The organism is Serratia sp. N21D137 (genome assembly GCF_047530005.1).
In the GTDB taxonomy this organism is placed as follows: domain Bacteria; phylum Pseudomonadota; class Gammaproteobacteria; order Enterobacterales; family Enterobacteriaceae; genus Chania; species Chania fonticola_B.
In genome coordinates this window covers 56,150-81,370 of sequence record NZ_JBLJAJ010000013.1, presented here as the reverse complement: position 1 = coordinate 81,370, position 25,221 = coordinate 56,150, and the positions used below count along the sequence as shown (strand labels likewise).

The 25,221-nt window shown below is 54.1% G+C and carries 26 protein-coding genes; 12 read left to right on the top strand and 14 right to left on the bottom strand.

What is annotated here, in order from left to right; genetic code table 11:
• Positions 1-110 precede the first annotated feature (110 nt).
• From pyk to ACMV5H_RS12565, 3 genes are all read left to right on the top strand, one after another.
• Positions 111-1,553: a pyruvate kinase gene (gene pyk / locus ACMV5H_RS12575; protein ID WP_414821927.1), complete on the top strand. Its 1,443-nt coding sequence runs from the start codon at positions 111-113 to the stop codon at positions 1,551-1,553.
• A 75-nt stretch (positions 1,554-1,628) separates the two neighbouring features.
• Positions 1,629-2,510 carry a leucine-rich repeat domain-containing protein gene (locus ACMV5H_RS12570; RefSeq protein WP_115158828.1) on the top strand — a complete coding sequence of 294 codons (882 nt, stop codon included), beginning with the start codon at positions 1,629-1,631 and terminating at the stop codon, positions 2,508-2,510.
• 292 nt (positions 2,511-2,802) lie between these two features.
• Positions 2,803-2,955, top strand: coding sequence for a Hok/Gef family protein (locus tag ACMV5H_RS12565; protein WP_021181155.1), 153 nt, complete (start codon positions 2,803-2,805; stop codon positions 2,953-2,955).
• A 221-nt stretch (positions 2,956-3,176) separates the two neighbouring features.
• Here ACMV5H_RS12565 and lpxM read toward each other — a convergent pair whose 3' ends face one another.
• From lpxM to znuA, 3 genes are all read right to left on the bottom strand, one after another.
• Positions 3,177-4,145, bottom strand: a complete 969-nt coding sequence (gene lpxM, locus ACMV5H_RS12560) for a lauroyl-Kdo(2)-lipid IV(A) myristoyltransferase (protein WP_037376004.1) — start codon at positions 4,143-4,145, stop codon at positions 3,177-3,179.
• 192 nt (positions 4,146-4,337) lie between these two features.
• Positions 4,338-5,660 (bottom strand): murein DD-endopeptidase MepM, encoded by a 1,323-nt coding sequence (gene mepM, locus ACMV5H_RS12555; RefSeq protein ID WP_037376005.1) that lies wholly within the window; start codon positions 5,658-5,660, stop codon positions 4,338-4,340.
• A 21-nt stretch (positions 5,661-5,681) separates the two neighbouring features.
• The gene (gene znuA / locus ACMV5H_RS12550) at positions 5,682-6,623 is read right to left on the bottom strand and encodes a zinc ABC transporter substrate-binding protein ZnuA (RefSeq protein WP_218520382.1); all 942 of its coding nucleotides are present in this window, start codon (positions 6,621-6,623) and stop codon (positions 5,682-5,684) included.
• A gap of 78 nt (positions 6,624-6,701) precedes the next feature.
• Here znuA and znuC point away from each other — a divergent pair, with 78 nt between their 5' ends.
• Positions 6,702-7,460: a zinc ABC transporter ATP-binding protein ZnuC gene (gene znuC, locus ACMV5H_RS12545; protein ID WP_021181151.1), complete on the top strand. Its 759-nt coding sequence runs from the start codon at positions 6,702-6,704 to the stop codon at positions 7,458-7,460.
• A complete protein-coding gene (znuB, locus tag ACMV5H_RS12540; protein ID WP_414821926.1) occupies positions 7,457-8,242 on the top strand; it encodes a zinc ABC transporter permease subunit ZnuB in 786 nt (261 codons plus the stop codon). Before znuC ends, znuB begins: the two co-directional genes overlap by 4 nt.
• 42 nt (positions 8,243-8,284) lie before the next feature.
• Here znuB and ruvB read toward each other — a convergent pair whose 3' ends face one another.
• From ruvB to ACMV5H_RS12505, 7 genes are all read right to left on the bottom strand, one after another.
• Entirely contained in the window at positions 8,285-9,292 is a 1,008-nt protein-coding gene (gene ruvB / locus ACMV5H_RS12535; RefSeq protein WP_021806657.1) for a Holliday junction branch migration DNA helicase RuvB, read from the bottom strand.
• 18 nt (positions 9,293-9,310) lie between these two features.
• On the bottom strand, positions 9,311-9,925 hold the full coding sequence (gene ruvA / locus ACMV5H_RS12530) for a Holliday junction branch migration protein RuvA (protein ID WP_021806658.1): 615 nt from the start codon (positions 9,923-9,925) through the stop codon (positions 9,311-9,313).
• A gap of 156 nt (positions 9,926-10,081) precedes the next feature.
• Positions 10,082-10,603: a crossover junction endodeoxyribonuclease RuvC gene (ruvC, locus tag ACMV5H_RS12525; protein WP_021181146.1), complete on the bottom strand. Its 522-nt coding sequence runs from the start codon at positions 10,601-10,603 to the stop codon at positions 10,082-10,084.
• Positions 10,604-10,670: 67 nt separating this feature from the next.
• Positions 10,671-11,414 carry a YebC/PmpR family DNA-binding transcriptional regulator gene (locus ACMV5H_RS12520; protein WP_021181145.1) on the bottom strand — a complete coding sequence of 248 codons (744 nt, stop codon included), beginning with the start codon at positions 11,412-11,414 and terminating at the stop codon, positions 10,671-10,673.
• A gap of 21 nt (positions 11,415-11,435) precedes the next feature.
• Positions 11,436-11,882, bottom strand: coding sequence for a dihydroneopterin triphosphate diphosphatase (gene nudB, locus ACMV5H_RS12515; RefSeq protein ID WP_021181144.1), 447 nt, complete (start codon positions 11,880-11,882; stop codon positions 11,436-11,438).
• Entirely contained in the window at positions 11,882-13,666 is a 1,785-nt protein-coding gene (aspS, locus tag ACMV5H_RS12510) for an aspartate--tRNA ligase (protein ID WP_021181143.1), read from the bottom strand. Before aspS ends, nudB begins: the two co-directional genes overlap by 1 nt.
• Positions 13,667-13,748: 82 nt before the next feature.
• Positions 13,749-13,940 (bottom strand): FmdB family zinc ribbon protein, encoded by a 192-nt coding sequence (locus ACMV5H_RS12505; RefSeq protein ID WP_071683691.1) that lies wholly within the window; start codon positions 13,938-13,940, stop codon positions 13,749-13,751.
• A gap of 240 nt (positions 13,941-14,180) precedes the next feature.
• On the opposite strand from ACMV5H_RS12505, the gene ACMV5H_RS12500 reads away from it, so the two are divergent.
• The 5 genes from ACMV5H_RS12500 to cmoB all read left to right on the top strand — a co-directional run bounded on the left by ACMV5H_RS12500 (position 14,181) and on the right by cmoB (position 18,119).
• Entirely contained in the window at positions 14,181-14,753 is a 573-nt protein-coding gene (locus ACMV5H_RS12500; RefSeq protein WP_414821925.1) for a hydrolase, read from the top strand.
• Between the two features lie 246 nt (positions 14,754-14,999).
• Positions 15,000-15,815: a DUF72 domain-containing protein gene (locus tag ACMV5H_RS12495; protein ID WP_021806662.1), complete on the top strand. Its 816-nt coding sequence runs from the start codon at positions 15,000-15,002 to the stop codon at positions 15,813-15,815.
• Positions 15,816-15,916: 101 nt separating this feature from the next.
• The gene (locus tag ACMV5H_RS12490) at positions 15,917-16,312 is read left to right on the top strand and encodes an MAPEG family protein (RefSeq protein ID WP_021806663.1); all 396 of its coding nucleotides are present in this window, start codon (positions 15,917-15,919) and stop codon (positions 16,310-16,312) included.
• A gap of 95 nt (positions 16,313-16,407) precedes the next feature.
• Positions 16,408-17,151 carry a carboxy-S-adenosyl-L-methionine synthase CmoA gene (gene cmoA / locus ACMV5H_RS12485; protein ID WP_021806664.1) on the top strand — a complete coding sequence of 248 codons (744 nt, stop codon included), beginning with the start codon at positions 16,408-16,410 and terminating at the stop codon, positions 17,149-17,151.
• A complete protein-coding gene (gene cmoB, locus ACMV5H_RS12480; RefSeq protein WP_021181137.1) occupies positions 17,148-18,119 on the top strand; it encodes a tRNA 5-methoxyuridine(34)/uridine 5-oxyacetic acid(34) synthase CmoB in 972 nt (323 codons plus the stop codon). Before cmoA ends, cmoB begins: the two co-directional genes overlap by 4 nt.
• A 59-nt stretch (positions 18,120-18,178) precedes the next feature.
• Here the strand turns inward: cmoB and ACMV5H_RS12475 are convergent, their stop codons facing one another.
• A complete protein-coding gene (locus ACMV5H_RS12475; protein WP_223499908.1) occupies positions 18,179-18,676 on the bottom strand; it encodes a hypothetical protein in 498 nt (165 codons plus the stop codon).
• 361 nt (positions 18,677-19,037) lie between these two features.
• On the opposite strand from ACMV5H_RS12475, the gene ACMV5H_RS12470 reads away from it, so the two are divergent.
• A complete protein-coding gene (locus ACMV5H_RS12470) occupies positions 19,038-19,172 on the top strand; it encodes a hypothetical protein (RefSeq protein WP_414821924.1) in 135 nt (44 codons plus the stop codon).
• Between the two features lie 248 nt (positions 19,173-19,420).
• On the opposite strand, the gene cutC is transcribed toward ACMV5H_RS12470, so the two are convergent.
• Positions 19,421-20,170 (bottom strand): copper homeostasis protein CutC, encoded by a 750-nt coding sequence (cutC, locus tag ACMV5H_RS12465; RefSeq protein ID WP_115158825.1) that lies wholly within the window; start codon positions 20,168-20,170, stop codon positions 19,421-19,423.
• Positions 20,171-20,403: 233 nt separating this feature from the next.
• The gene (locus ACMV5H_RS12460; RefSeq protein ID WP_115158972.1) at positions 20,404-20,973 is read right to left on the bottom strand and encodes a VOC family protein; all 570 of its coding nucleotides are present in this window, start codon (positions 20,971-20,973) and stop codon (positions 20,404-20,406) included.
• 849 nt (positions 20,974-21,822) lie between these two features.
• Here ACMV5H_RS12460 and argS point away from each other — a divergent pair.
• Entirely contained in the window at positions 21,823-23,553 is a 1,731-nt protein-coding gene (gene argS, locus ACMV5H_RS12455) for an arginine--tRNA ligase (RefSeq protein ID WP_414821923.1), read from the top strand.
• Between the two features lie 68 nt (positions 23,554-23,621).
• Here the strand turns inward: argS and murJ are convergent, their stop codons facing one another.
• Positions 23,622-25,157: a murein biosynthesis integral membrane protein MurJ gene (murJ, locus tag ACMV5H_RS12450; protein ID WP_414821922.1), complete on the bottom strand. Its 1,536-nt coding sequence runs from the start codon at positions 25,155-25,157 to the stop codon at positions 23,622-23,624.
• Between the last annotated feature and the right edge of the window lie 64 nt (positions 25,158-25,221).

The window sequence follows — 25,221 nt, the reverse complement described above, 5'->3', positions numbered from 1 at the left end:
ATAACCCAGATGAAAATTGGGTAGGCGAAAAGCGTCTGCCCCCTCATCCGGTTTCGTTATCTGACGTTCAGCAACACCAATACTTGCGTCACAAGTCAACGGAGTAATACATGACCAGACGGCTCAGAAGAACCAAAATCGTTACCACACTGGGTCCGGCTACCGACCGCGACAATAATCTGGAAAAGATTATTGCTGCTGGTGCGAACGTAGTTCGGCTTAATTTTTCCCACGGCAATGCAGAAGACCATCAGGCACGGGCAGATAAAGTGCGTGAGATTGCGGCCAAGCTGGGGCGTCATGTCGCTATCCTGGGCGATCTTCAGGGGCCAAAAATCCGCGTTTCCACCTTTAAGGAAGGCAAAATTTTCCTTAACATCGGCGACAAATTCCTGCTCGATGCCAACCTGAGCAAGGGTGAAGGCGATAAAGAAAAAGTCGGTATCGACTATAAAGGCCTGCCTGCGGACGTGGTGCCTGGCGATGTGCTGCTGCTGGACGATGGCCGCGTACAGCTGAAAGTGCTGGAAGTTCAGGGCATGAAAGTGTTCACCGAAGTCACCGTAGGTGGCCCGCTGTCGAACAATAAAGGCATCAACAAACTGGGTGGTGGCCTCTCTGCCGAAGCCCTGACCGAGAAAGACAAAGCCGATATCCTGATCGCCGCCAAAATTGGCGTCGACTATCTGGCCGTCTCCTTCCCGCGTACCGGCGAAGACCTGAACTATGCTCGCCGCTTGGCACGTGACGCTGGCTGCAACGCCAAAATCGTGTCGAAAGTTGAACGTGCCGAAGCCGTATGCAGCGACGAAGCGATGGATGACATCATCCTGGCCTCCGACGTGGTCATGGTTGCCCGTGGCGATCTGGGCGTCGAAATCGGCGACCCGGAGCTGGTGGGTATCCAGAAGAAACTGATCCGTCGCGCCCGTACGCTGAACCGTGCAGTGATCACCGCCACGCAGATGATGGAATCGATGATCACCAATCCGATGCCGACCCGCGCCGAAGTGATGGACGTGGCGAACGCCGTGCTGGATGGTACCGATGCGGTCATGCTGTCTGCCGAAACCGCTGCGGGCCAGTATCCAGCCGAAACGGTAGCCGCCATGGCGCGTGTTTGCCTGGGTGCAGAAAAAATCCCAAGCATCAACGTATCCAAGCACCGTCTGGACGTGCAGTTCGACAATATCGAAGAAGCCATCGCCATGTCGACCATGTATGCCGCTAACCATCTTAAAGGGGTTACCGCCATCATCGCCATGACCGAATCTGGCCGCACCGCGCTGATGATGTCACGTATCAGCTCCGGCTTGCCGATCTTCGCCATGTCTCGCCATGAGCACACGCTGAACCTGACGGCGCTGTATCGCGGTGTCACCCCGGTCTACTTTGGCAGCCACAGCGATGGCGTTGCCGCCGCTAATGACGCTATCGCCCGTCTGCGTGATAAAGGTTACCTGGTGTCTGGCGATCTGGTGCTGGTTACCCAAGGTGACGTTATGAGCACCGTGGGTACCACCAATACCAGCCGCATCCTGCGCGTAGACTGATTACCGCGCATTTAATGTTAAGGCCGGTCGGTTTACGCTGACTGGCTTTTTTATTGCTATTTGGGGAACCTCTTCATGCTGCATCAACATCATCAGCAATATACTCGTGGCTCGCTGGATCTTGATGGACGGCAATTGGCCAATCTGGATAGTGAAGATCTCAGCGGCACCTCCCTGCAAAAAATCAGCCTGTACAATAATTGCCTGACCCGCTTCCCCGAGCAGATTTTTCACCATCGTGACCTGAAAGTGCTCAACATTTCCTGCAACCAGATTGCCGAACTGCCGACGGAAATCGGTTTGCTCCGCCAGTTGCAAATGTTCGATTTTGGTCACAACCAGGCAACATCAATTCCCGCCGAAATCGGGGAATTGCGTGAATTAAAGTATCTGTATTTGAGTGATAACGGTTTCAGCCAGCTACCCGATTCGCTGCGCCAGCTGCAAGCGTTGTGTTATCTGAATCTGACGGATAATCAGCTAGTGGAATTCCCTACGGCACTGTGCGGCCTGACGGCGCTACAAGAGCTGCGTCTCTACAATAATGCCATCACCGCATTACCCTCGGAGATCGGTTTATTGGGCCAGTTGCGTGAATTACACCTGATGAAAAACCGTCTCACTACCCTGCCCAGCGAGATCGCTCAACTGTCAGAGTTACAGGTGATGGATTTGGAAAACAACGCCATTGCGTACTTACCCGATCAATTCTGCCAATTGCCCAAGTTAGCTACGCTCAATCTGCGTTTCAACCAATTATCCCAGCTGCCTGAAGACTTGGGTGCATTGAGTTCACTGGTTTCATTAGACTTGCGTGCCAACCGATTAAGTCAATTACCGACCAGCATGGCGCAAATGAAAAACCTACGGCGACTGGACCTGCGTTGGAATGACTTCGACCATTATCCAGCGGTGCTTGAACCGCTAATCCAGCAGGGCTGTATGGTTCATTGCTAATTGCCTGACTAAAATCTGCAACGGTGAACAGTGGGTTTTTCAGGCCGTTGCAGAGCATTGCGTAACGCTGCGCAGAGTTGGTATTTGGGAATAAAACAGACACGAGCCAGACGGGTGTGATGAATATACTACGCGTGGGTGCTCTGGATCTTTGTATCTGGAGCCAAAAGCCAAGGTGATGGATACAAAGAGAAAAGCCCCGAGTCGATAACATCAACCCGAGGCCAACTCTAACGCCAGACAACGTTAGGTTAGCTTCTTACCTGCCGAGAGGCAAGGAGAAGGAAACACAATGTTGAATAAAGGAAACATCGTCAAACTGGTCGTTATCTGTACCACCGTTATTTTGCTGGTATGGCTAACGCGCAGCAAACTTTGTGAGTTGCGTATTCGATCGGGCAACACGGAGGTTGCGGCCATTTTGGCCTACGAATCCGAACGGTAAGGCAACCCAACGGCGGGGGCCTGCTCCCGCCCGTTGGTTGTTGGCGTGTAGATCTAGGAGCACCCTTCTCCTACAAACCAAAAGGACAGGTTATAGCCCGTCGTTACAGTTTGCCAAAAGCTGCTGAAATTGTAGGAAACGAACAGGTTAGCGCGTAGGGGCGCCGCATACTGCGCTTATTTAGCAGAGTGTAACGCCCGGTAGAGAGTTGATAAGCGACATTAACGATATAAATCGTCCCGCGAGTAAGGTTCAATCTCACCTTCCTTGCGCGTTTTCAGCAGCTTCAAAATCCAGGTATATTGCTCTGGATTAGGGCCCACCAGGTTTTCCACTTCTTCGTTCATGCGGCGCGCAATGCGAACATCGTCGGCTTCGGCCAGATCATCCATCGGCTCACGGATATAAATGTCCAGCATGCTGGTTTTACCGTCATAAACCGGGAATAGCGGCACGATCGCCGCTTTGCAGACTTTCATCAAGCGGCCGACTGCAGGCAATGTGGCTTTATAGGTCGCAAAGAAATCCACGAATTCACTGTGCTCGGCACCGTGATCCTGGTCAGGCAGATAATAGCCCCAATAACCATGGCGCACCGAACTGATAAAAGGCTTGATACCATCGTTGCGGGCATGCATACGGCCACCAAACTTGCGGCGCACGCTATTCCACAGATAGTCGACCAATGGGTTGCTCTGGTTATGGAACATCGCTGCCATGGGTTGCCCGCGCGCAGCCATCAGCATCGCTGGCACATCAACGGCCCAGCCGTGCGGCACCAGGAAAATCACGTTGCGGCCTTCCTCACGGATTTTATCCAGCACTTCTTCACCGTGCCAACGCACGCGCTTGAGTACTTTCTCCGGTTTGGTACAGGCCAGTTCCGCCATCAGGATCATCGATTGCGGCGCGGTAGCAAACATCTCATCGATAATATGCTCGCGTTGCTGTTCTGGCAGTTCCGGCATGCAATAAAGCAGATTGATACGGGCGCGGCGTCGTGCCCCTTTAGCAACCTTGCCAGCCAGTTTACCAATCGCACCCAGTAATGGGTCTCGCATTCGAGCAGGGACCAGAGAAATACCGGCCATCAGCCCGGTTCCCAACCAAACGCCCCAGTAGCGCGGATGATAGAAGGCTTTATCAAATTGTGGGATGAACTCTACGTTCGATTTCTTCTCGTTTTGCATGACCTGCTCTTTATTCAACGCACCTGCTCGGAAGATATAAACTATATACCTAGTTGCAGTCAGGCGGGTGAGTCAGGTTAAAACCATCACCGTTCACTGACAAAATGCAGCTATCGTTATCTCGAGCAGGCATTAATAAAAAAACATCGGCCCGAAATCAGGCCGATGGGAAATCATAAGGGATAGCGATGGTTAATCCAGCTGCAGCTGTGGCACCACTTCCTTCACCTGCGCCAGGTAATCACTGCGATCTTTGCCCATCAGCCCTTCCGAGCGAGGCAACTTAGCCGTCAATGGGTTAACCGCTTGCTGGTTAGTCCACATTTCATAATGCAAATGTGGGCCGGTAGAGCGGCCGGTGTTACCGGAAAGCGCAATGCGATCGCCACGTTTCACCTTCTGCCCTGGCTTGACCAACAGCTTTTTCAAGTGCATATAGCGCGTGGTGTATTGGCGGCCATGACGGATCGCCACATAGTTACCTGCCGCGCCACTGCGTTTGGCGATCACCACTTCACCGTCACCCACCGCCAACACTGGCGTGCCGACCGGCATGGCGAAGTCGACGCCTTTATGCGGTGCAATGCGCCCGGTCACCGGATTTACGCGGCGTGGGTTAAAGTTGGAAGAAATACGGAACTGCTTCATGGTCGGGAAACGCATAAAGCCACGCGCCAACCCGGAACCCTGACGATCGTAGAACTTGCCGTCATCGGCGCGGATGGCGAAGTAGTCTTTGCCGCTGCTGCGCATACGCACGCCCAACAGTTGGCTTTGCTCGCTCTTGCCGTCAAACTCTTCGCGCGACATCAACACCGCGAACTGATCGCCTTTGCGCAGCTTGCGAAAATCAAGCTGCCACTGCAGGGCTTTGATTACCGCATTGATCTCGGCACGGCTCAGGCCAGCCGCCGAGGCGCTGCTGACAAAGCTGCCGTTCAGCTTGCCGGTCAGCACGCTGTTGCGCCATTCACCCTTTTGGGTTTCCTTGGTTTCTTTAAAGGAATTGCCCACACGATCATAGGTGCGGGTTTCACGGCGTGAAACTTCCCAGGTCAGGCGCTTGAGATCGCCATCTTCGGTAAGCGTCCAGGAGAGTTGCTGGCCGATTTTCAGGTTACGCAAATCGCGGTTCTGCGAAGCCAGCAGCGAAACATCCGACATTTCGATACCGTACTGAGTCAGAATACTGCCGAGCGTGTCACCGGTAGAAACCACATATTCATGCACACCTTCCTCTCCGGCGACCTTCTGGTCCAGCTCATCCTCAGGGATGTCATCATCGGGGGTGGGTTGGTCGGCATCAATAGGTTCACTGGCTTCGGGCTGCAATGCCCTTAACTGGTTGGCTTCCAACTCGACGCTTTTAACGATAGGGTTATGTTCTGGGTGATAAACGGAAGGCCGCCAAACAGCGACGGCCAACGTAACGACTGTCAACGACCCTAGCATTACGCGATGGGGCCGAGGCAGGTTGTTATACGCCAGAGTGATAGTTCGGACTATCTTCTGCACTCAATAATATCCTCATAATCTTTACTTCAGGCAGCTCACGTACTGGTTGGACAGCGCTGTCAGGAAGTTCCCGTAGCTGTCTTTCCCCAGTTCGATGCCGGTGCCCAGCGGGTCCAGCGTTCCAGAACGCACATTGGTCCCCTTGGCAACGGCATTAATTACGGCCGGTCTGAATTGTGGCTCAGCAAAAACGCAGACTGCTTTCTGCTCAACCAACTGTGTTCGAATTTGGTGTAAACGCTGTGCGCCAGGTTGAATTTCGGGGTTAACGGTAAAATGGCCCAGTGGGCTCAAGCCGAAGTGTTTTTCAAAGTAGCCATAAGCGTCATGAAAAACAAAATATCCCTTACCTTGCACAGGCGTTAGCATCTTAACAAGATTTTTATCAGTTTGCGCTAGCTGATCCTCGAACTGGCGCAGGTTTGCGTCTAATTTGTCCTTCTTTTGCGGCATAAGTTCCAATAATCTGTCGTGAATCGCGATCGCGGTCACTTTTGCCACCTCTGGCGACAGCCAAACGTGCATATTATAGTCACCGTGATGATGGTCATGTCCATCGTCGCCATCCGCATGACTATGCGCTTCGTCTGCATGATCATGGTCATGATCGTCATCGCCTTTCATCAGCAACGGCTGTACCGCAGGCAGTTCACCGATCGCCAATTGCTTATTGGCGGGCAGCTGCGTCAAAGATTTGGTCAGAAAAGCCTCCATATCTGGTCCTACCCACAGCACCAGGTCGGCGCTACGCAGCCGCTGAATGTCCGACGGGCGCAAGGCGAAGTCATGAGGCGAGGCACCGTCCGGTAATAAAATCTCGGTAGGCGTGACCCCATCTGCGATAGCGGATGCGATAAAGCCCAGCGGGCGGATAGAGGTCACTACGGCGGCCGTCGCATTGCCAGCCATTACCAAAGCCGTTGCCAGCAGAGTGCGTTGCAGCCATTTATTTTTCTGTACCATCATCAGTAATCCCGTCGTTTTCAGTAAAGAAGCGTGATATTATAACATTCGGTTAGTTCTGCAAAATGTAATCACGATATGTCTACACTGGCAACGCTAAAAAATATCTCTGTTTCTTTTGGTACCCGGCGGGTACTGACAAATATCTCTCTTAACCTGCAACCGGGTCGTATTCTGACGCTCCTCGGGCCTAACGGGGCCGGCAAGTCAACGCTGGTTCGCGTAGTGCTGGGCTTAATTGCCCCAACGGAAGGCACGCTGGAACGTCTGCCTGGGCTGCGCATTGGCTATGTGCCGCAAAAGCTGCATCTCGATGCCACCCTGCCCCTGACCGTCAACCGCTTTATGCGGCTCAAACCCGGGGTGAAAAAGGCCGATATCTTGCCCGCGCTCAAACGCGTGCATGCCGCGCACCTGTTGGATCAGCCCATGCAAAAGCTGTCCGGCGGCGAAAACCAGCGGGTGTTGCTGGCACGAGCGCTGTTGAATCAACCGCAGTTGCTGGTGCTGGATGAGCCCACGCAAGGGGTGGACGTTAACGGCCAGTTGGCGTTATACGACCTGATCGACCAATTGCGCAAAGAGCTGGGCTGCGCGGTGCTAATGGTTTCCCATGACCTGCACCTGGTGATGGCCAAAACCGACGACGTCCTGTGCCTGAACCAACATATCTGCTGCTCTGGCACACCGGAAGTGGTGTCAATGCACCCGGAGTTTATCGCCATGTTCGGTAACCGGGGCGCTGAGCAGTTGGCGATCTATCGCCATCACCATAATCACCGTCACGACCTGCAAGGCAGAATTGTGCTGAAAAAAACCGGGGGCCGTGAGGCATGATTGAACTGTTATTGCCCGGCTGGCTGGCCGGTGTGCTGCTGGCTGCGGCGGCGGGCCCGTTGGGTTCCTTTGTGGTCTGGCGCCGAATGTCATACTTTGGCGATACGCTGGCACATGCATCGCTGCTTGGCGTTGCCTTCGGCTTATTGCTGGACGTCAACCCGTTTTACGCCGTGATTGCCGTCACGCTACTGTTAGCCCTGGTGCTGGTTTGGCTGGAGCGCCGCCCGCAGTTGTCGATCGATACGCTGCTCGGCATTATGGCGCATAGTGCGCTATCGCTGGGTTTAGTGGTGGTCGCACTGATGTCCAACGTGCGCGTAGATCTGATGGCTTATCTGTTTGGGGATTTGCTGTCGGTGACGATCGGCGATATCTGGATGATCGGTACTGGCGTGGTGATTGTGCTGTTGGTGCTCTGGTGGCAATGGCGCGATCTGCTGTCGATGACCATCAGCCCGGAGATGGCTCATGTCGACGGCGTTAACCTGCCACGCGCACGCACCATTTTAACGCTGGTCACCGCCTTGACCATCGGGCTGGCCATGAAATTTGTCGGTGCGCTGATTATTACGTCGCTACTGATTATCCCAGCCGCAACCGCACGGCGTTTTGCCCGCACTCCTGAACAAATGGCCGGTTATGCGGTATTGATAGGGATAATTGCGGTCACCGGCGGGCTAACCTTCTCGGCATTCTACGATACGCCAGCTGGGCCCTCGGTAGTGTTAAGCGCTGCGGTGCTGTTTGTACTGAGCCTGTCGAAAAAGCAGCAGGCTTGATCTCATTACGCCAGGGTCTCCCCTGGCGTAACTCCTGGATTGCTACTTCTCTTCTCGCTCGATACCAAAGTGCTTATAGGCATGATTGGTCGCCATTCGGCCACGCGGAGTACGCTGAATAAACCCTTGTTGGATCAGGAAGGGTTCGATCACGTCTTCTATAGTTTCACGCTCTTCACCGATTGCCGCCGCCAGGTTATCCAACCCCACCGGGCCACCGGTAAACTTGTCGATGATCGCCAGCAACAGCTTGCGGTCCATATAGTCGAAACCTTCCGCATCGACGTTCAGCATATCCAATGCCTGCATGGCCACTTCACCATTGATCACTCCGTTGGCACGGACTTCGGCAAAGTCGCGCACGCGGCGCAGCAGACGGTTGGCAATACGCGGCGTACCGCGGGCGCGACGTGCCACTTCATGCGCCCCATCGGGAGACAGATCCAACCCCAGGCAGTTGGCACTGCGGGAAACGATATGCTCCAGATCGGCCACCTGATAAAACTCCAGACGCTGCACGATGCCGAAGCGATCGCGTAATGGAGAGGTCAAGGAACCGGCCCGCGTGGTGGCTCCAACCAGGGTGAACGGTGGCAGGTCGAGCTTGATTGAGCGCGCCGCCGGACCTTCACCGATCATGATATCCAACTGATAGTCTTCCATCGCTGGATACAGGATCTCTTCCACTACCGGCGAAAGACGGTGGATTTCGTCGATAAACAGCACGTCATGGGGTTCCAGGTTGGTGAGCATAGCCGCCAGATCCCCCGCCTTTTCCAGCACCGGACCAGAAGTGGTACGCAGGTTAACGCCCATCTCATTAGCCACGATGTTGGCCAAGGTGGTTTTACCCAACCCAGGCGGCCCGAAGATCAACAGGTGGTCCAATGCATCGCCGCGCTGTTTGGCAGCCTGAATAAAGATTTCCATCTGCTCACGCACGTGCGGCTGGCCAACGTACTCCGTCAGCAGCTTAGGGCGGATCGCACGATCCAGCACCTCTTCTTCATTGAACGGCTCGGCAGAGATCAGGCGGTCGGCTTCAATCATGGTCTACCCCTTTCCGGCCTACAGTGCGGCACGTAATGCTTCGCGGATTAATGCCTCGCAATCCGCACCCGGCTTGGCAACCTTGCTGACCATGCGGCTGGCTTCCTGCGGCTTATAGCCCAAGGCCACCAGTGCGGAGGCCGCTTCGGCTTCAATATCCATCTCCGCCGCTTTGGCCGCACTGGCCGGTAGAGGGATTTCACTGCTGTTGTTGAACAGATCGCCGTTCAGGCCTTTGAAGCGGTCTTTCATTTCGACGACCAGACGCTCGGCGGTTTTCTTACCCACGCCTGGCAATTTGATCAACGTAGTGATCTCTTCACGTTCCACCGCGCTGACAAACTGCTGGGCAGACATGCCGGAGAGGATCGCTAGTGCCAGTTTTGGCCCCACGCCGTTCACTTTAATCAGCTCACGGAACAGCGCACGCTCTTGTTTATCATTGAACCCATACAGCAGCTGTGCATCTTCACGCACCACGAATTGGGTAAACACGATAGCCTCTTGCCCCAGTTCCGGCAGCTCGTAAAAGCAGGTCATCGGCATATGCACTTCATACCCGACGCCATTGGTTTCAAGTAACACCAGCGGTGGCTGCTTTTCCAGAATAATTCCTCTGAGACGACCTATCATTACCCCTCCTGAATGGATCCCTGTACGTGGCGAACTGCCACGCAGTATTGATACAGCTTATACCATAAAAAAGGCTGGATGAATATCCAGCCTCCGAACGATAACAAAATGGCCATGCCTCGGCGAGCCAGCATGCAGCCTCTACGTTACAGACCCCTAACGTAAACGCCCACGCGCCAGATTCAACCGCCCTTCACTCATACGCAGCACGTTCTGGCTGAGATGGCAGTGGGTAATGGCGATAGCCAACGCATCCGCGGCATCCGCCTGAGGATTGGCAGACAGCTTCAGCAGTGAGCGAACCATATGCTGCACCTGAGACTTTTCCGCCGCACCGGTACCGACCACCGTCTGTTTCACCTGACGCGCCGCATACTCAAACACTTCCAGGTTTTGATTGACGGCGGCAACGATCGCCACGCCCCTCGCTTGCCCCAACTTCAGCGCCGAGTCCGGGTTCTTGGCCATAAACACCTGTTCGATGGCGAAGAAGTCCGGTTGAAACTGGGTGATGATTTCGCTCACGCCAGCATAAATCAGCTTCAGGCGCGTTGGCATATCATCCACCACGGTACGAATACAACCGCTGGCAACATAGGTCAGTTGGCGGCCCTGCTGGCGGATCAGGCCATAGCCGGTGACGCGCGAGCCGGGATCGATACCCAGTATGATCGCCATTGCTACCACCACCCTGCATTGATTGTTGCCTGGCGTTGCCGGTTGGCAACGCCATCATTCACCTGCATTACAGCGTTGCAGCGATCTCGTCGGAGATCTCACCGTTATGGTAAACCTCCTGCACGTCGTCACAGTCTTCCAGCATGTCGATCAAGCGCAGTAACTTAGGCGCCGTTTCAGCATCCATGTCCGCTTTGGTGGACGGGATCATGGAAACCTCGGCCGAGTCTGCCTCAAAGCCTGCCGCGGTCAACGCGTCTTTCACTTCACCCAGATTTTCCCAGGCGGTGAAGACGTCAATGGCACCGTCGTCATAGGTCTGGATATCTTCAGCACCCGCTTCCAATGCGGCTTCCATCACCGTGTCTTCATCCAGACCCGGTGCATAGGTGATCACGCCTTTTTTGGTGAACAGATAGGCCACGGAACCGTCGGTACCCAGGTTGCCACCACACTTGGTGAAGGCATGGCGCACTTCTGCCACGGTACGGTTACGGTTGTCACTCAGGCATTCGATCATTACCGCAGTGCCGCCAGGGCCGTAACCTTCATAGATGATGGTTTCCATATTGGTATCATCATCGCCGCCTACGCCACGGGCGATAGCACGGTTCAGGGTATCGCGCGTCATGTTGTTGGACAGCGCTTTATCAATAGCCGCACGCAGACGCGGGTTCGAACCCGGATCGCCGCCGCCCAATTTGGCGGCAGTCACCAGCTCACGGATAATTTTAGTGAAAATCTTACCGCGTTTGGAATCTTGTGCAGCTTTGCGGTGTTTGGTGTTGGCCCATTTACTATGACCTGCCATAAAAAATATCTCCAAAAAGAACTACTGGACAGAATGGATCACAAACTCTTCAATCGCCTGCTGATTACTCCAAGACTTGGTCAGTTTGACCGCCTCGGACGCCTCAAGCCATTGGTAAGCATGATGTTCGGTCAAGACCGGATCGCGCTCATCAGGTAACGCCAGACAGAACCAGTGCTCTTTATTACGCGTGGTTCCCGGCGCATAGCGGTGTCGCAAATGGACAAAGAGTTCAAATTCCACACAGCGCTGGCAATCGAACAACGGCAGACCCTCTGCTGCGATATCGATGCCAATCTCTTCCATGACTTCGCGCTGTGCGGCATGCGGCGGCGATTCGGCGTCTTCAAGGCTGCCGGTGACCGACTGCCAGAACTCCGTATCGTCACGCCGCTGTAACATCAGCACCCGGCCACTGGATTTTGCATAAATCACCACCAGAATAGACTCGGGCCGCTTGTAATTCATCACTCGCTCTCTTGTTCGGCTGAGGCTTTCTTCACTACGCTGATCGCCAGTTCCTGCAACGAAGCCGGGTTGGCGAAGCTTGGTGCATCGGTCATCAGACAGGCTGCCGCGGTAGTTTTCGGGAAAGCGATAACATCACGGATGTTCTCGGTACCGGTTACCAACATCACCAGACGATCCAGACCGAAGGCCAAACCGGCGTGCGGAGGAGTACCGTACTTCAGCGCATCCAGCAGGAAGCCAAACTTCTCACGTTGTTCTTGTTCGTTGATGCCAAGAATACCGAAGACGGTTTGCTGCATTTCACTGCGGTGAATACGCACGGAACCACCACCCACTTCATAGCCGTTCAGCACCATATCGTAGGCATTGGCGATAGCTGAGGTAGGATCTTTTTGCAGCTCTTCCGGGCTCATATCGCGCGGGGCGGTAAACGGATGGTGCATCGCCGCCAGGCCACCTTCGCCGTCCTCTTCGAACATTGGGAAATCGACCACCCACAGCGGTGCCCAGCTGTCGAGCTTGGTCAGGCCCAGATCGCGGCCGATTTTCAAGCGCAGCGCGCCCATGGCGTCGGTAACGATTTTAAAGCTGTCGGCACCGAAGAACAGAATGTCGCCGGTTTGCGCATTGGTGCGCGCCAGGATCGCTTCCAGCACTTCGGCACTGAGGAATTTGGCAATCGGGCTTTGCACGCCTTCCATACCCGCAGCACGATCGTTAACCTTCAGCCATGCCAAACCTTTGGCACCGTAGATATTCACGAAAGCGCCGTATTCGTCGATCTGCTTACGGGTCAGCTGCGCGCCACCCGGAACACAAATCGCGGCCACGCGGCCTTTGGCATCGTTCGCCGGGCCAGAAAACACTTTAAACTCAACGTCTTTAACCAGGTCGGCAACGTCCACCAGTTCCAGCGGGTTACGCAGGTCTGGCTTATCGGAACCGTAACGGCGCATCGCTTCGGCAAAGGTCATGATTGGGAATTTACCCAGATCGACGCCCTTCACGTCCAGCCACAGTTCATGCACCAGTTGCTCCATCACTTCACGCACCTGCTCGGCGCTCATGAAAGAGGTTTCCACGTCGATCTGGGTGAATTCCGGCTGGCGATCGGCGCGCAGGTCTTCGTCACGGAAACACTTGACGATCTGGTAGTAACGGTCGAAGCCAGACATCATCAGCAGCTGTTTGAACAACTGTGGGGACTGTGGCAACGCGTAGAATTTACCTTTATGTACGCGGCTTGGTACCAGATAGTCACGGGCACCTTCCGGCGTGGCTTTGGTCAGCATTGGGGTTTCGATATCCAGGAAACCGTGGCTGTCCATAAAGCGGCGCACAAAGCTGGTGATCTTGGCACGGGTTTTCAGGCGGTCGGCCATTTCCGGGCGACGCAGATCCAGGTAGCGATATTTCAGACGCGCTTCTTCGCTGTTGGTCTGATTCGAGTCTAACGGCAGCGGTTCGGAGCGGTTGATGATCTCAAGCTGATGAGCGAACACCTCAACTTCGCCAGTCGCCATATCCTTGTTGACCTGGCTTTCCGGGCGCGCACGCACGGTACCGACGATCTGGATGCAGAACTCGTTACGCAGTTCAAAGGCTTTGTCGAAGGCCACTTTCTGATCCGGATCGAAGAACACCTGCACGATGCCTTCGCGGTCACGCATATCAATAAAGATCAGGCCACCCAGATCGCGGCGGCGGTTGACCCAACCACACAAAGTGACTTCCTGGCCGACGTGGGCCAGATTCAATTGCCCGCAATATTCAGTACGCATACGCTATCCTTTTGACTTAAGCCGATTCGGCCGGAGGTTGGCAGCAGTTGCTGTTTCCGCACGGCTATTATCTGACGAATTGTTATTTATCACCCGGTTTGAAGTCTGTTGCATACCAGCCGGTGCCCTTTAACTGGAAACCGCTGGCAGAGATCAACTTGGTCAGTGCGGGCTGCCCACACGCCGGACATTGGGTCAACGGCGCGTCGGAAAATTTTTGTAGTTTCTCTAATCGATGTTGGCATGAGCCACATGCATATTCATAAATCGGCATAGATCGCTGGATTAAAGATTGGTGAAAAAAGGCGGTCATTATAAAGGAAATTCATGCGCCAGATAAGAGCGAACACGGCATTGTTGCAATGCTAAATCGCACCTAGCGGTAGCAAACAACACATCGGTTAACAAATTTCCCATTAACTGGCAGCAGTTTTATCACGTAGCCTATGTCTCCGTCGTCTTTCAAATGCCAGTAGCACAACCTTAAATCCACTTTAACCCAGAGACGCTCCCAATGTTGAAACTTGAAGCCCAAACCACCGCCCTGGTCCTGATCGATCTGCAAAACGGCATTTTACCTTACGCCGCTGGCCCGCACAGTGCCAACCAAGTCATCACCCATGCCGCCCATCTGGCAGGGCGTTTCCGCGCGCTGAATGCCCCCGTGTTTCTGGTGCGCGTCGGCTGGTCTGATTCCTTTGCCGAAGCGCTCAAGCAACCGGTAGATAAGCCTTCACCGTCTCCGGTCGGTGGGCTGCCAGCCTCCTGGTGGGAATTCCCCGAAGCGCTGGCGGTACAAGACAGCGATGTGCTGATCACCAAGCGTCAATGGGGAGCATTCTATGGCACCGACCTGGACCTGCAACTGCGCCGTCGGGGTATCAAATCGGTGGTATTGGGCGGTATCGCCACCAATATTGGCGTGGAGTCTACCGCGCGCGCGGCCTGGGAACATGGCTACGAGTTGGTGATCGCCGAAGACATGTGCAGCACCTACAGCGCCGAGATGCACCAATTCGCCTTCGATAATATCTTCCCGCGTATTGCCCGTGTGCGTAGCACCAGTGAGATCCTTGCTGCGCTGTAAAATCTCATCTAGCTGTTGATAAAGAGTAACAGGTGGAAGTCATGCAGGACGCCGACACGCCGTAAATCCGTCCATGGAGGCTCGTATCGCGCATCCCTGCGCTCAACGGTCGGCTAACCTGCATTGACCTCCACCCGCCTCAAGCTCAGGTGTTGCGATGGTGAACGCAGTTTTAGGCACTTGAAAGCAAGGCAGGATGACGCTACCGTTGTTGCCAAAATGTAAAACAGGGAAGATGAGCGTTTGATGTATATCGGACTACCGCAATGGCAACATCCAGCCTGGAACCGTATCGGCCTGCGCGATCTGGCAGACTACAGCCGCTACTTCAACTGCGTGGAAGGTAACACCACCTTCTATGCCCTGCCAAAGGCGGAAATTGTGCATCGCTGGCGCGATATGACCGGCGATGATTTCCGTTTTTGCTTTAAATTCCCGTCAGCGATCAGCCATAAAGCAGCACTGCGTGGCTGTGAGGCCGATATCAAGGCATTTTATGACTGCCTGCGCCCCCTCGAAGGGCGTATCGGACAACTGTGGCTGCAGTTGCCCGCCGCCTTTGCACCCGAGCATCTGGGTGTTCTGTGGGCATTTCTTGATGCCTTACCGCCGGAGTTCACCTACGGAGTAGAGGTCCGTCATCTGGAATTTTTCGCCAAGGGTGACGCAGAGCGCCAACTGAATCAGGGTTTGCACCAACGCGGCATTAACCGGACCATCCTCGATAGCCGCCCGCTGCACCATGCCAAACCGCACAGCCCAGCGATCCGCGATGCGCAGCAGAAAAAGCCCAAGCTGCCGGTACATGCAGTGATAACGGCTGACAACCCGTTGATCCGCTTTATCGGCGGTGACGTGCTGGCGGACAATCAGCGCTGGTTTGATTCATGGCAACAGAGGCTGCCTGACTGGGCGCAACAACATCAGCCTTATCTGTTTATTCACACGCCAGATAACAGCGATTCTCCTCAGCAGGCACAGAAAATCTGGCAAGGGCTACACGGCATAATTCCGAATTTAGCGATGCCTCCGGACTGGCCTGAGCAAGAAGCCTTGTTTTAACCTATTAATCTGATGGGTCCTATCGGATATTTCCTCGCGACAGCCGCGAGGATGGCAGTTATGATGCTCGTTGCCAGATTTGGTTACGAATGGAGTTAAGAATGGTAAGCGCGCTCTATGTGGTGCTTGGCGCATTGTTGTTGATCAAACTCTCTTTTGACGTGGTCAGGTTGAGAATGCAGTACCGGGTTGCCTACGGTGACGGTGGGTTCTACGAGCTGCAAACCGCGATCCGCGTACACGGTAACGCCGTGGAGTACATCCCGATCGCCGCCATCCTGTTGGTGATCATGGAGATGAACGGTGCTGAAGTCTGGATGGTGCATCTGTGTGGTTTGCTGCTGATGGCAGGCCGGCTGGTTCACTACTACGGTTTACGTAACCGTGAAGTCCGCTGGCGCCGTTCGGGTATGGCGGCTACCTATCTTTCATTGATACTGATGGTGATAGCCAATATCGTTTATCTGCCGTGGGACATTATCTTTAGTTTACACTAATATCCCCTCTGTTCAGGCGGCCACGCCGCCTGCTTCTGCCTGCGCCGCTTTTCTGTTAGTATACGCCCCTTCGAATTCTGACCTGATTTGCCGCTATGCCAAACCGCGATACTCTTTTTTCCGCCCCGATCGCCAAACTGGGCGACTGGACCTTCGACGAGCGCGTTGCTGAAGTCTTCCCAGACATGATCCAGCGTTCCGTTCCGGGCTACTCCAATATCATTTCGATGATTGGCATGCTGGCCGAACGTTTTGTCCAGCCGCACAGCCGGGTGTATGACCTGGGGTGCTCGCTCGGCGCGGCCACGCTATCGATGCGCAGGAACATCAGCGTCGAAGGTTGTCAGATTATTGCGGTCGATAATTCCCCCGCGATGGTAGAGCGCTGCCGCCGCCATCTTGATGCTTTTCGCGCCGATACGCCCGTCGACGTCATTGAGGCGGACATTTTAGACATTACCATCGAAAATGCCTCGATGGTGGTGTTGAACTTCACCCTACAGTTTCTTGAACCGGCTGACCGGCTGCGCCTGCTCGAACAGGTTTATCGTGGGCTACGTCCGGGTGGTGCCTTGGTGCTGTCAGAGAAATTCAGCTTTGAGGATGCGGACGTCGGTGAACTGTTGTTCAACATGCACCATGATTTCAAACGCGCCAACGGCTACAGCGAATTGGAAATCAGCCAAAAGCGTAGCATGCTGGAAAACGTGATGCTGACCGATTCGGTCGAAGCGCATAAAGCGCGCCTTCGGCAAGCCGGTTTTGAACATGCAGAAGTCTGGTTCCAATGCTTCAACTTCGGCTCATTGATCGCCCTGAAATCAGGAGAAACCGCATGATCGAGTTTGGAGACTTCTACCAGCGTATAGCCAAAAGCCCGCTGAGCCACTGGCTGGATACGCTGCCGGCCCAAATCACCGCCTGGCAGCGCGAATCGCTGCATGGCAAGTTCAAGCAGTGGTTCAATTCGGTAGAGCACCTGCCTTCCCTGACGCCGACCCAGTTGGATTTATTGCATGGCGTACGTGCCGAGATGGAACAACCGCTGTCACCTGGCCAGCTCGAAGGCATTGAGAAAATGCTGCGTACGCTGATGCCGTGGCGTAAAGGGCCGTTCTCGCTTTACGGCATTGATATCGATACCGAATGGCATTCCGACTGGAAGTGGGATCGCGTGCTGCCGCATATTTCCCCGCTGGCTGGCCGTACCATCCTGGATGTGGGTTGCGGCAGCGGTTACCATCTGTGGCGCATGGTCGGTGCTGGAGCACATCTGGCGGTCGGTATCGATCCAATGCAGCTGTTCCTGTGCCAGTTCGAAGCGGTGCGAAAACTGCTGGGTGGCGATCAACGCGCCCATGTGTTGCCGCTGGGTATCGAACAACTGCCCGAGCTGGCCGCTTTCGACACCGTTTTCTCGATGGGCGTGCTCTATCACCGCCGTTCCCCGCTGGATCACCTGTATCAGTTGAAGAACCAGCTGGTTTCCGAGGGCGAGCTAGTGTTGGAAACGCTGGTCGTGCCAGGCGATCGCCATCAGGTATTGGTGCCGGGCGACCGCTACGCGCAGATGCGTAACGTCTACTTTATTCCGTCTGCCGAAGCGCTGAAGTGCTGGCTGGAAAAATGCGGATTTGTCGACGTCAGCATTGCCGATATCTGCCCAACCAGCACCGAAGAGCAGCGCCGCACCGACTGGATGACCAGCGAGTCACTGGCCGAGTTCCTCGATCCCCAGGATCCAACCAAAACGATTGAAGGTTACCCGGCACCGATCCGCGCCGTGCTGATCGCCAAAAAACCGTAAGCCATAACCAACTCATTATGTAAGGGTGTAGCAATGCTACGCCCTTTTAGTTGCCACCGTTATTTTCTCAAAGCCTGTAGCAGATCCTTTTCAAACACCCCGCTGGATGAACATTCGAAGGGCTTGACCTTATCGTTACCATCCGCAGCCACCAGCCCCGCAACGCCATTGACTTGCACCATCACGTTAGTCCCTTCTCCAGCGCTAAAAGTCTGCACCAGGATCCGGTAGGTAACATTCAGATTAGATGGCCCTGGCTGGTCTGAACAAGTCAGATACAGGCTGGCCAGTTCAGCGTCATTGCCCGTCGCACCAACGATCCCCAGATGCGGATCGACAACCGTGGCCACTAACCCTTTCTGCGCAAAAATTTCCTCAGTACGGGTTAACAGCTCATCTGGCTTACGGTTGCCTATCAAGGTGGGCTTCGCACCAGCAGTCGGCTCGCCAGCGGCAGTTTCAGCCGCACTGCCGGGCTGGTTACCGGTTTTAGTTGGCCCATACACCGAGACGCAACCACTCAATGCCAAGGCCAGCAAAATAAATAAATGTCTCATCACTCACCTGTAATACAGCGTTGCGCAGGCCGTTAACGACATGACAAGGCCGACAATCAGTAAATAACGCATCTCCCCCTCCTCCGTTAACGATAATAAGCCGCAACACAGCCCGATAATGAACAACAAACCAGCATTAACCACACAACATAAACTCTCATGTATCCTCCTGACCAAAAGCGGTTGAACTTGTTTAGTAACAGCACCATCAAACGGTATCGTCTGCATACCAACGTGTCGCCTCCTGTCATGTGTGTCAGCGCTGGCAATACAATCGTGGGGAAATCTTATCGAGGCTCAGCGTGAAGACTGAACGCTTTTAGTAGACTGGAAAAACTCAACAAATTCATAAGGGTGATTAATGCGAGGTGTTGACAGACTGTTGATGGCATTGCTGACCATCATGACCGGCATAGGGATTGCCGTCATATTCAATATCGGCGGCACCGTGCAAATACTCTCGGCCATTTGTCACTGGGTGGAGAGTCTGCGATAAGCGACAACAGCCGGTTACATTTTATCAACATTTAAACTTAAGGCAGTGGCTCATCGTTAACTAGAGTTAAAGTGTTGGTATCGCGCCAACACCAGAGAAGTATGAACCTGTTTGCCCTGAGCACCTCTACCCTGTTCAGGGCTTTTTTTGCGCACAAATGCAAAAAGCCCCGAATATTCGGGGCTTCAAACCAGGCTCACAACGTTGGACCATTGCTAAACGCTCTCAGCATACGGCTCCCTAGGATCTCATTCGACAGGAGTCAGCATGGCCAACGCGTTCTTCATCGCCTCTACCGTTTCCCCGTCCACGCAGTAGTGGCTGAATTCGTCAAACTCATTGTCGGCACACATGGTGACACCCGCCTTGCGGTAACGCATGGTGGAAGGCACCGTATGCCCAGCCGAGCTATGCAACTCCTGAATACCGATATCCACAAACTTATGCATATTGCTCAAACGGACACCGGCACCGGCCATGATCACCGGACCGTTGCTGGCATGCACCAAGTCGCGTAACAGCGGTAAGCCCAACTCGGCATTCTGCTGCTGCCCAGAGGTCAGAATGCGCGCCACGCCGAGCTGCGTCAGTTGTTCCAGCGCCACCATCGGGTTTTGACACATATCGAACGCGCGATGGAAGGTCACCGCCATATTACCGCTTAATTTCATCACCTCGCGCATCCGCGCAAGATCGATATGCCCTTCATCGTCCAACATGCCGATGACCACACCGGCAAAACCCATCTCGCTGATTTGCGCCACGTCGTTCTTCATAATCTCGAAATCGACGGCGCTGTAGCAGAAATCGCCCCCGCGCGGCCGGACTATTGGATGAACGGGTATCGTTACCCGCTCCCGAGCCAGCCGCAACGATCCAAAGCTCGGCGTCAACCCGCCCTCACTCTGGCTGGCACACAATTCTATGCGGTCAGCGCCCGCATGCTCTGCTGTCATGGCACAGTCGACGCTATAGCAACAAACTTCCAGCTTCATTATTGTTACCCCCAGATAACGGTCAAAAATGCTACAGCAAACGTTTACCCGCCGCCCTACAGGCCACAGGATGACAATCTGATAAAAGTCTTAATGGCACAAGGTGCTAACTATGGCACTCAATTTTGATTAATGGATCGATCGCAGTCACAGTGGCGGCGTTAAGTCGGATAAATAACGCGAACGCATCATTTTTCTCCCTGACACCCCATTCGAAATCGGCAACAAACGACACGCTACGGTTTCACCCGTTCACTGGCCACGATGTCACGAATATGATGCGGATGGAATTTGATGGTGACATTGCCATCGCTGATCGCCAAGGTCGGATTGGCCAGGCGTTCGCCCTGACCTTTAGGTGAGCTCTGCTTGAGTTTGATGCCAGGTAGCAGCAAGGCTTCGTCAGGCAGATGTTCCAGGGCGCGGGCATACAGGGTAGCGGGATCGCCGCTTAACACCAGCTCTACATGTTCCCATCCTTCATGCGGATAGCGCTTCTCACCGGGGTATGGCAGCTCGATACAGTCAATCTGCCAAGGGCCAACCTTCAACGGCTCATGGAGATCAAACAGGCAAATCGGCCTGCCGTTAATCATCGTTTCCGAAAGTAGCGATCCGCAATGCAGTAACCCTTGCCGCCAACGATCGGCGGTGCTGTTCTGATGGCAACGCAGCGAGATATGGTCTGCGCTGAATGTTGCCAGCTCAAGATGAAGCCGTTGTGCAAACTGCTCCAGAGCCAGTTCAAAGCGAGGTAAGTCCAGCGTCAGGTCGTTAAGTTCGGCGATCGATGACAAGGTAGTCATAAGTTTCTCAGGTTCTCCAGGATCTTTGGCAGGCCAATAATCTACACGTCGAATCGCCTGGAGGCTATGGATCAGAGAATAAAAACCTAGAGGATAAAGATAATGTTGCATTTGGTGCGCAACGACCTATTTAAGACCGAACTATCCTTCATGAGGAAAGAAACAATCAAGAATCATCTTATATCGCACTCCATTAATTCGCATCAAAACCATTAAGAATGACTAATGTTTAATCGTTTTAGTTTCCACAAGGCCAATCGCTGACAATGAAACTGACACCTCAGCCAGAGTAAAATTTAACACTATGTTTTTATTCAAAAAAAAATAATAATGATGCGAGAAAATCCTAAACAGAGGCATTACAATTGATTAGGTGGCGTTAATAAGTTAGGTTAGGAGAGTATTTGATTTTGGATAAATAAACATGACCCTGTTAGGTATATCCCTTGTTTTAATAGCCATTGCTGGCTACGCGATTTATCGCCATTTCAAAACTCGCCAGAATAGTGTGTTACGTTCTGGCCGAGGCAATAAAAAGCGTTAAAGCGTCCATTAATCCGCTCCCATCAAACCAATGACAGCGGACGATTTGATTCACCTACTTACCTTTTTGGTCTTCACTTTTCCCTATCTTTCACCATGCCAGCCCGCGTCAACTACTGACGCGGTGCCGTCAATCGGGTACAATTGCAGGCTGTTTTGTGGTTGAGCGTCGCCTGCGATATGCGGCGTCGTCCCTGCTGGATTGCAAGTTGTGCGTCAAGGCGTTTTGCAAACCAATAGAGTAAAACCACCTTTTGATCCGGAGGGCGTACTGCACGGCCCTCGTTTGTCATTTAAGGTAACCCGGTGAATATTCAGGCTCTTCTATCAGATAAAGTCAGCCAGGCGCTGATTGCCGCAGGTGCGCCTGCCGATTGCGAAGCTCAGGTTCGTCAGTCCGCGAAAGCACAGTTTGGTGACTACCAAGCCAACGGCGTGATGTCCGTTGCCAAAACTCTTGGTATACCGCCACGACAACTGGCAGAGAAAGTAGTCCAACTGCTTGACCTGGGTGACATCAGCAGCAAAGTGGAAATCGCCGGCCCAGGCTTTATCAATATTTTCCTGAACAGCGAATGGGTTGCCCGCCAGGCCGATGCCACTCTGAGCGCAGAGAAGCTGGGCATTGCCCCCGTTAAGCCGCAAACCATCGTGATCGACTATTCTGCGCCCAACGTGGCGAAAGAAATGCATGTGGGTCACCTGCGCTCCACCATTATTGGCGATGCCGCTGCCCGTACTCAGGAATTCCTGGGCCATAAAGTGATACGCGCCAACCATGTGGGCGACTGGGGTACCCAGTTCGGCATGCTGATCGCCTACCTGGAAAAGATGCAAAACGAGCACGCCAGCGATATGGGGCTGTCGGATCTGGAGCAATTTTACCGCGAAGCCAAGAAAAACTACGACGAAGACGAAGATTTCGCTCTGCGCGCCCGTGGTTACGTGGTCAAACTGCAAGGCGGCGACCAATACTGTCTGAAGATGTGGCGCAAGCTGGTGGATATCACCATGGCGCAGAACCAACTGACCTATAACCGTCTGAATGTCACCCTGACCGAAGATGACGTGATGGGCGAAAGCCTGTACAACGCCATGCTGCCGGGCATCGTTGCCGATCTCAAGGCGAAAGGACTGGCGGTAGAAAGCGAAGGCGCTACCGTGGTGTTCCTGGACGAGTATAAAAATAAAGACGGCGATCCGATGGGTGTCATCATCCAGAAGAAAGATGGCGGTTACCTGTATACCACTACCGATATCGCCTGCGCCAAATACCGTTTCGAGACCCTGGGTGCCGATCGTGTTCTCTATTACATCGACTCGCGCCAGCATCAGCATCTGATGCAAGCCTGGACTATCGTGCGCAAAGCAGGTTACGTGCCAGACTCCGTCTCGCTGGAACACCACATGTTCGGCATGATGCTGGGTAAAGACGGCAAACCGTTCAAAACCCGTTCAGGCGGCACCATCAAACTTTCCGATTTGCTGGATGAAGCCGTTGAACGCGCCAGCAAACTGATTGCCGAGAAGAACCCGGACATGCCTGCCGATGAAATGCAGAACGTGGCTAATGCGGTCGGCATCGGTGCGGTGAAATATGCCGATCTGTCGAAAAGCCGCACCACGGACTACATCTTCGATTGGGATAACATGCTGACCTTCGAGGGCAACACTGCGCCGTATATGCAGTATGCCTATACCCGCGTTGCCTCGGTGTTCAAGCGTGCTGGCGTGGATGAAAGCAACCTGACGCTACCGTTGGTGATGACCGAAGAGCGTGAAGTCGCGCTGGCAACTCGCCTGCTACAGTTCGAAGAAACCCTTACCGTAGTCGCCCGTGAAGGTACACCGCACGTAATGTGTACCTATCTGTACGACCTGGCGGGGCTGTTCTCTGGCTTCTACGAGCATTGCCAGATCCTCAACGCCGAAAGCGAAGAGGCCCGTCAGAGCCGCCTGAAGCTGGCCCTGCTGACCGCCAAGACGTTGAAAACCGGCCTGGATACGCTCGGGATCGAAACCGTCGAACGTATGTAATCCATTCGATAGCCGTAAAAAAGGTCGCGTTAGCGACCTTTTTTTATCTGATGATTAGCGGTGGGGTATCAGTCTACCCGCCGAGCGAAGTCTCGAGGACGGAACCCGAGGATCCCCAACACCGCGAAGTAGGCAACAATCCCCGCAGCCACCACGACCAACAGACGCAGTAAGCGAGCCAGCATATTGCCCTGATCCCATTCCGGCATCAGCCACATCACGCCAAGCAGTACCGCAGCCATCACCAGCACGGCGACCACCAGCTTGAACAGGAACATCGCCCAGCCGGGCTGCGGTTGGAAAATATCCTGCTTGCGCAGTTGCCAATACAACAGCGAAGCATTCAGACAGGCCCCCAGACCAATCGACAGCGAAAGCCCGGCATGCTTCAGTGGGCCAATAAATATCAGGTTCATCACCTGGGTCAGGATCAGCGTAATGATGGCAATCTTCACCGGGGTTTTGATGTCCTGGCGCGAGTAGAAACCCGGTGCCAGCACTTTCACCACGATCAGGCCCATCAAGCCAACCGAGTAGGCCACCAGCGCACGCTGGGTCATCGCCGCATCAAAGGCGGAGAACTTGCCGTACTGGAACAACGAGACGGTAAGCGGCTTGGCCAGGATGCCCAACGCGATGGCACTCGGTAAAGCCAGCACAAAGCACAGACGCAGGCCCCAGTCCATCAGGCGGTTATATTGTTCATGATTACCGCTGGAAAAACTCTTCGCCAAGGACGGCAGCAGGATGGTGCCCAATGCTACGCCCAGCACCCCGGAAGGGAATTCCATCAGGCGGTCGGCATAATACATCCACGACACCGAGCCAGAGACCAGGAAAGAGGCAAAGATGGTGTTGATGATCAGCGAAATCTGACTGACCGAAACCCCCAGGATTGCGGGCCCCATCTGACGCATCACGCGCCATACGCCCGCGTCATTTAGCTTCAGGCGTGGCAATACCAGCATGCCAATTTTCTTGAGGTGCGGTAATTGATAACCCAGTTGCAGCACGCCCCCCACTACCACCGCCCAGGCCAAAGCCAGCACCGGTGGATTGAAGTACGGCGCGGCAAACAGCGCAAAGCCAATCATGCTGACGTTCAACAGCGTTGGCGCAAAGGCCGGAATGGAGAAACGGTTCCAGGTATTGAGGATCGCCCCCACCAGCGAGGCCAGCGAAATCAACAGGATATAAGGGAAGGTGATACGCAACAGCGACGAGGTCAGGGCAAACTTATCCGGCGTATCGGTAAACCCCGGAGCCGTAATAAAGATCACCCAGGGCGCGGCCAGCATGCCAAGCACGGTCACTACCGCCAGCACCAGCGTCAACAGGCCGGAAACGTAGGCAACAAAGGTGCGCGTTGCCTCTTCACCCTGCTGGCTTTTGTATTCCGCCAGGATCGGCACAAACGCCTGGGAGAAAGCCCCTTCCGCAAAGATGCGGCGTAAAAGGTTTGGCAGCTTGAACGCCACAAAGAAAGCATCCGTAGCCATCCCTGCCCCAAAAACGCGTGCCACGATGGCATCACGCGCAAAGCCCAGCACCCGTGAAAACATGGTCATCGAGCTAACGGCTGCCAGTGATTTAAGTAGATTCATGTGGTTTTTCTGATGAGTACGACGGGTAAATATCAACGCCTGCATCGGCAGGCGTCAGTTGAGT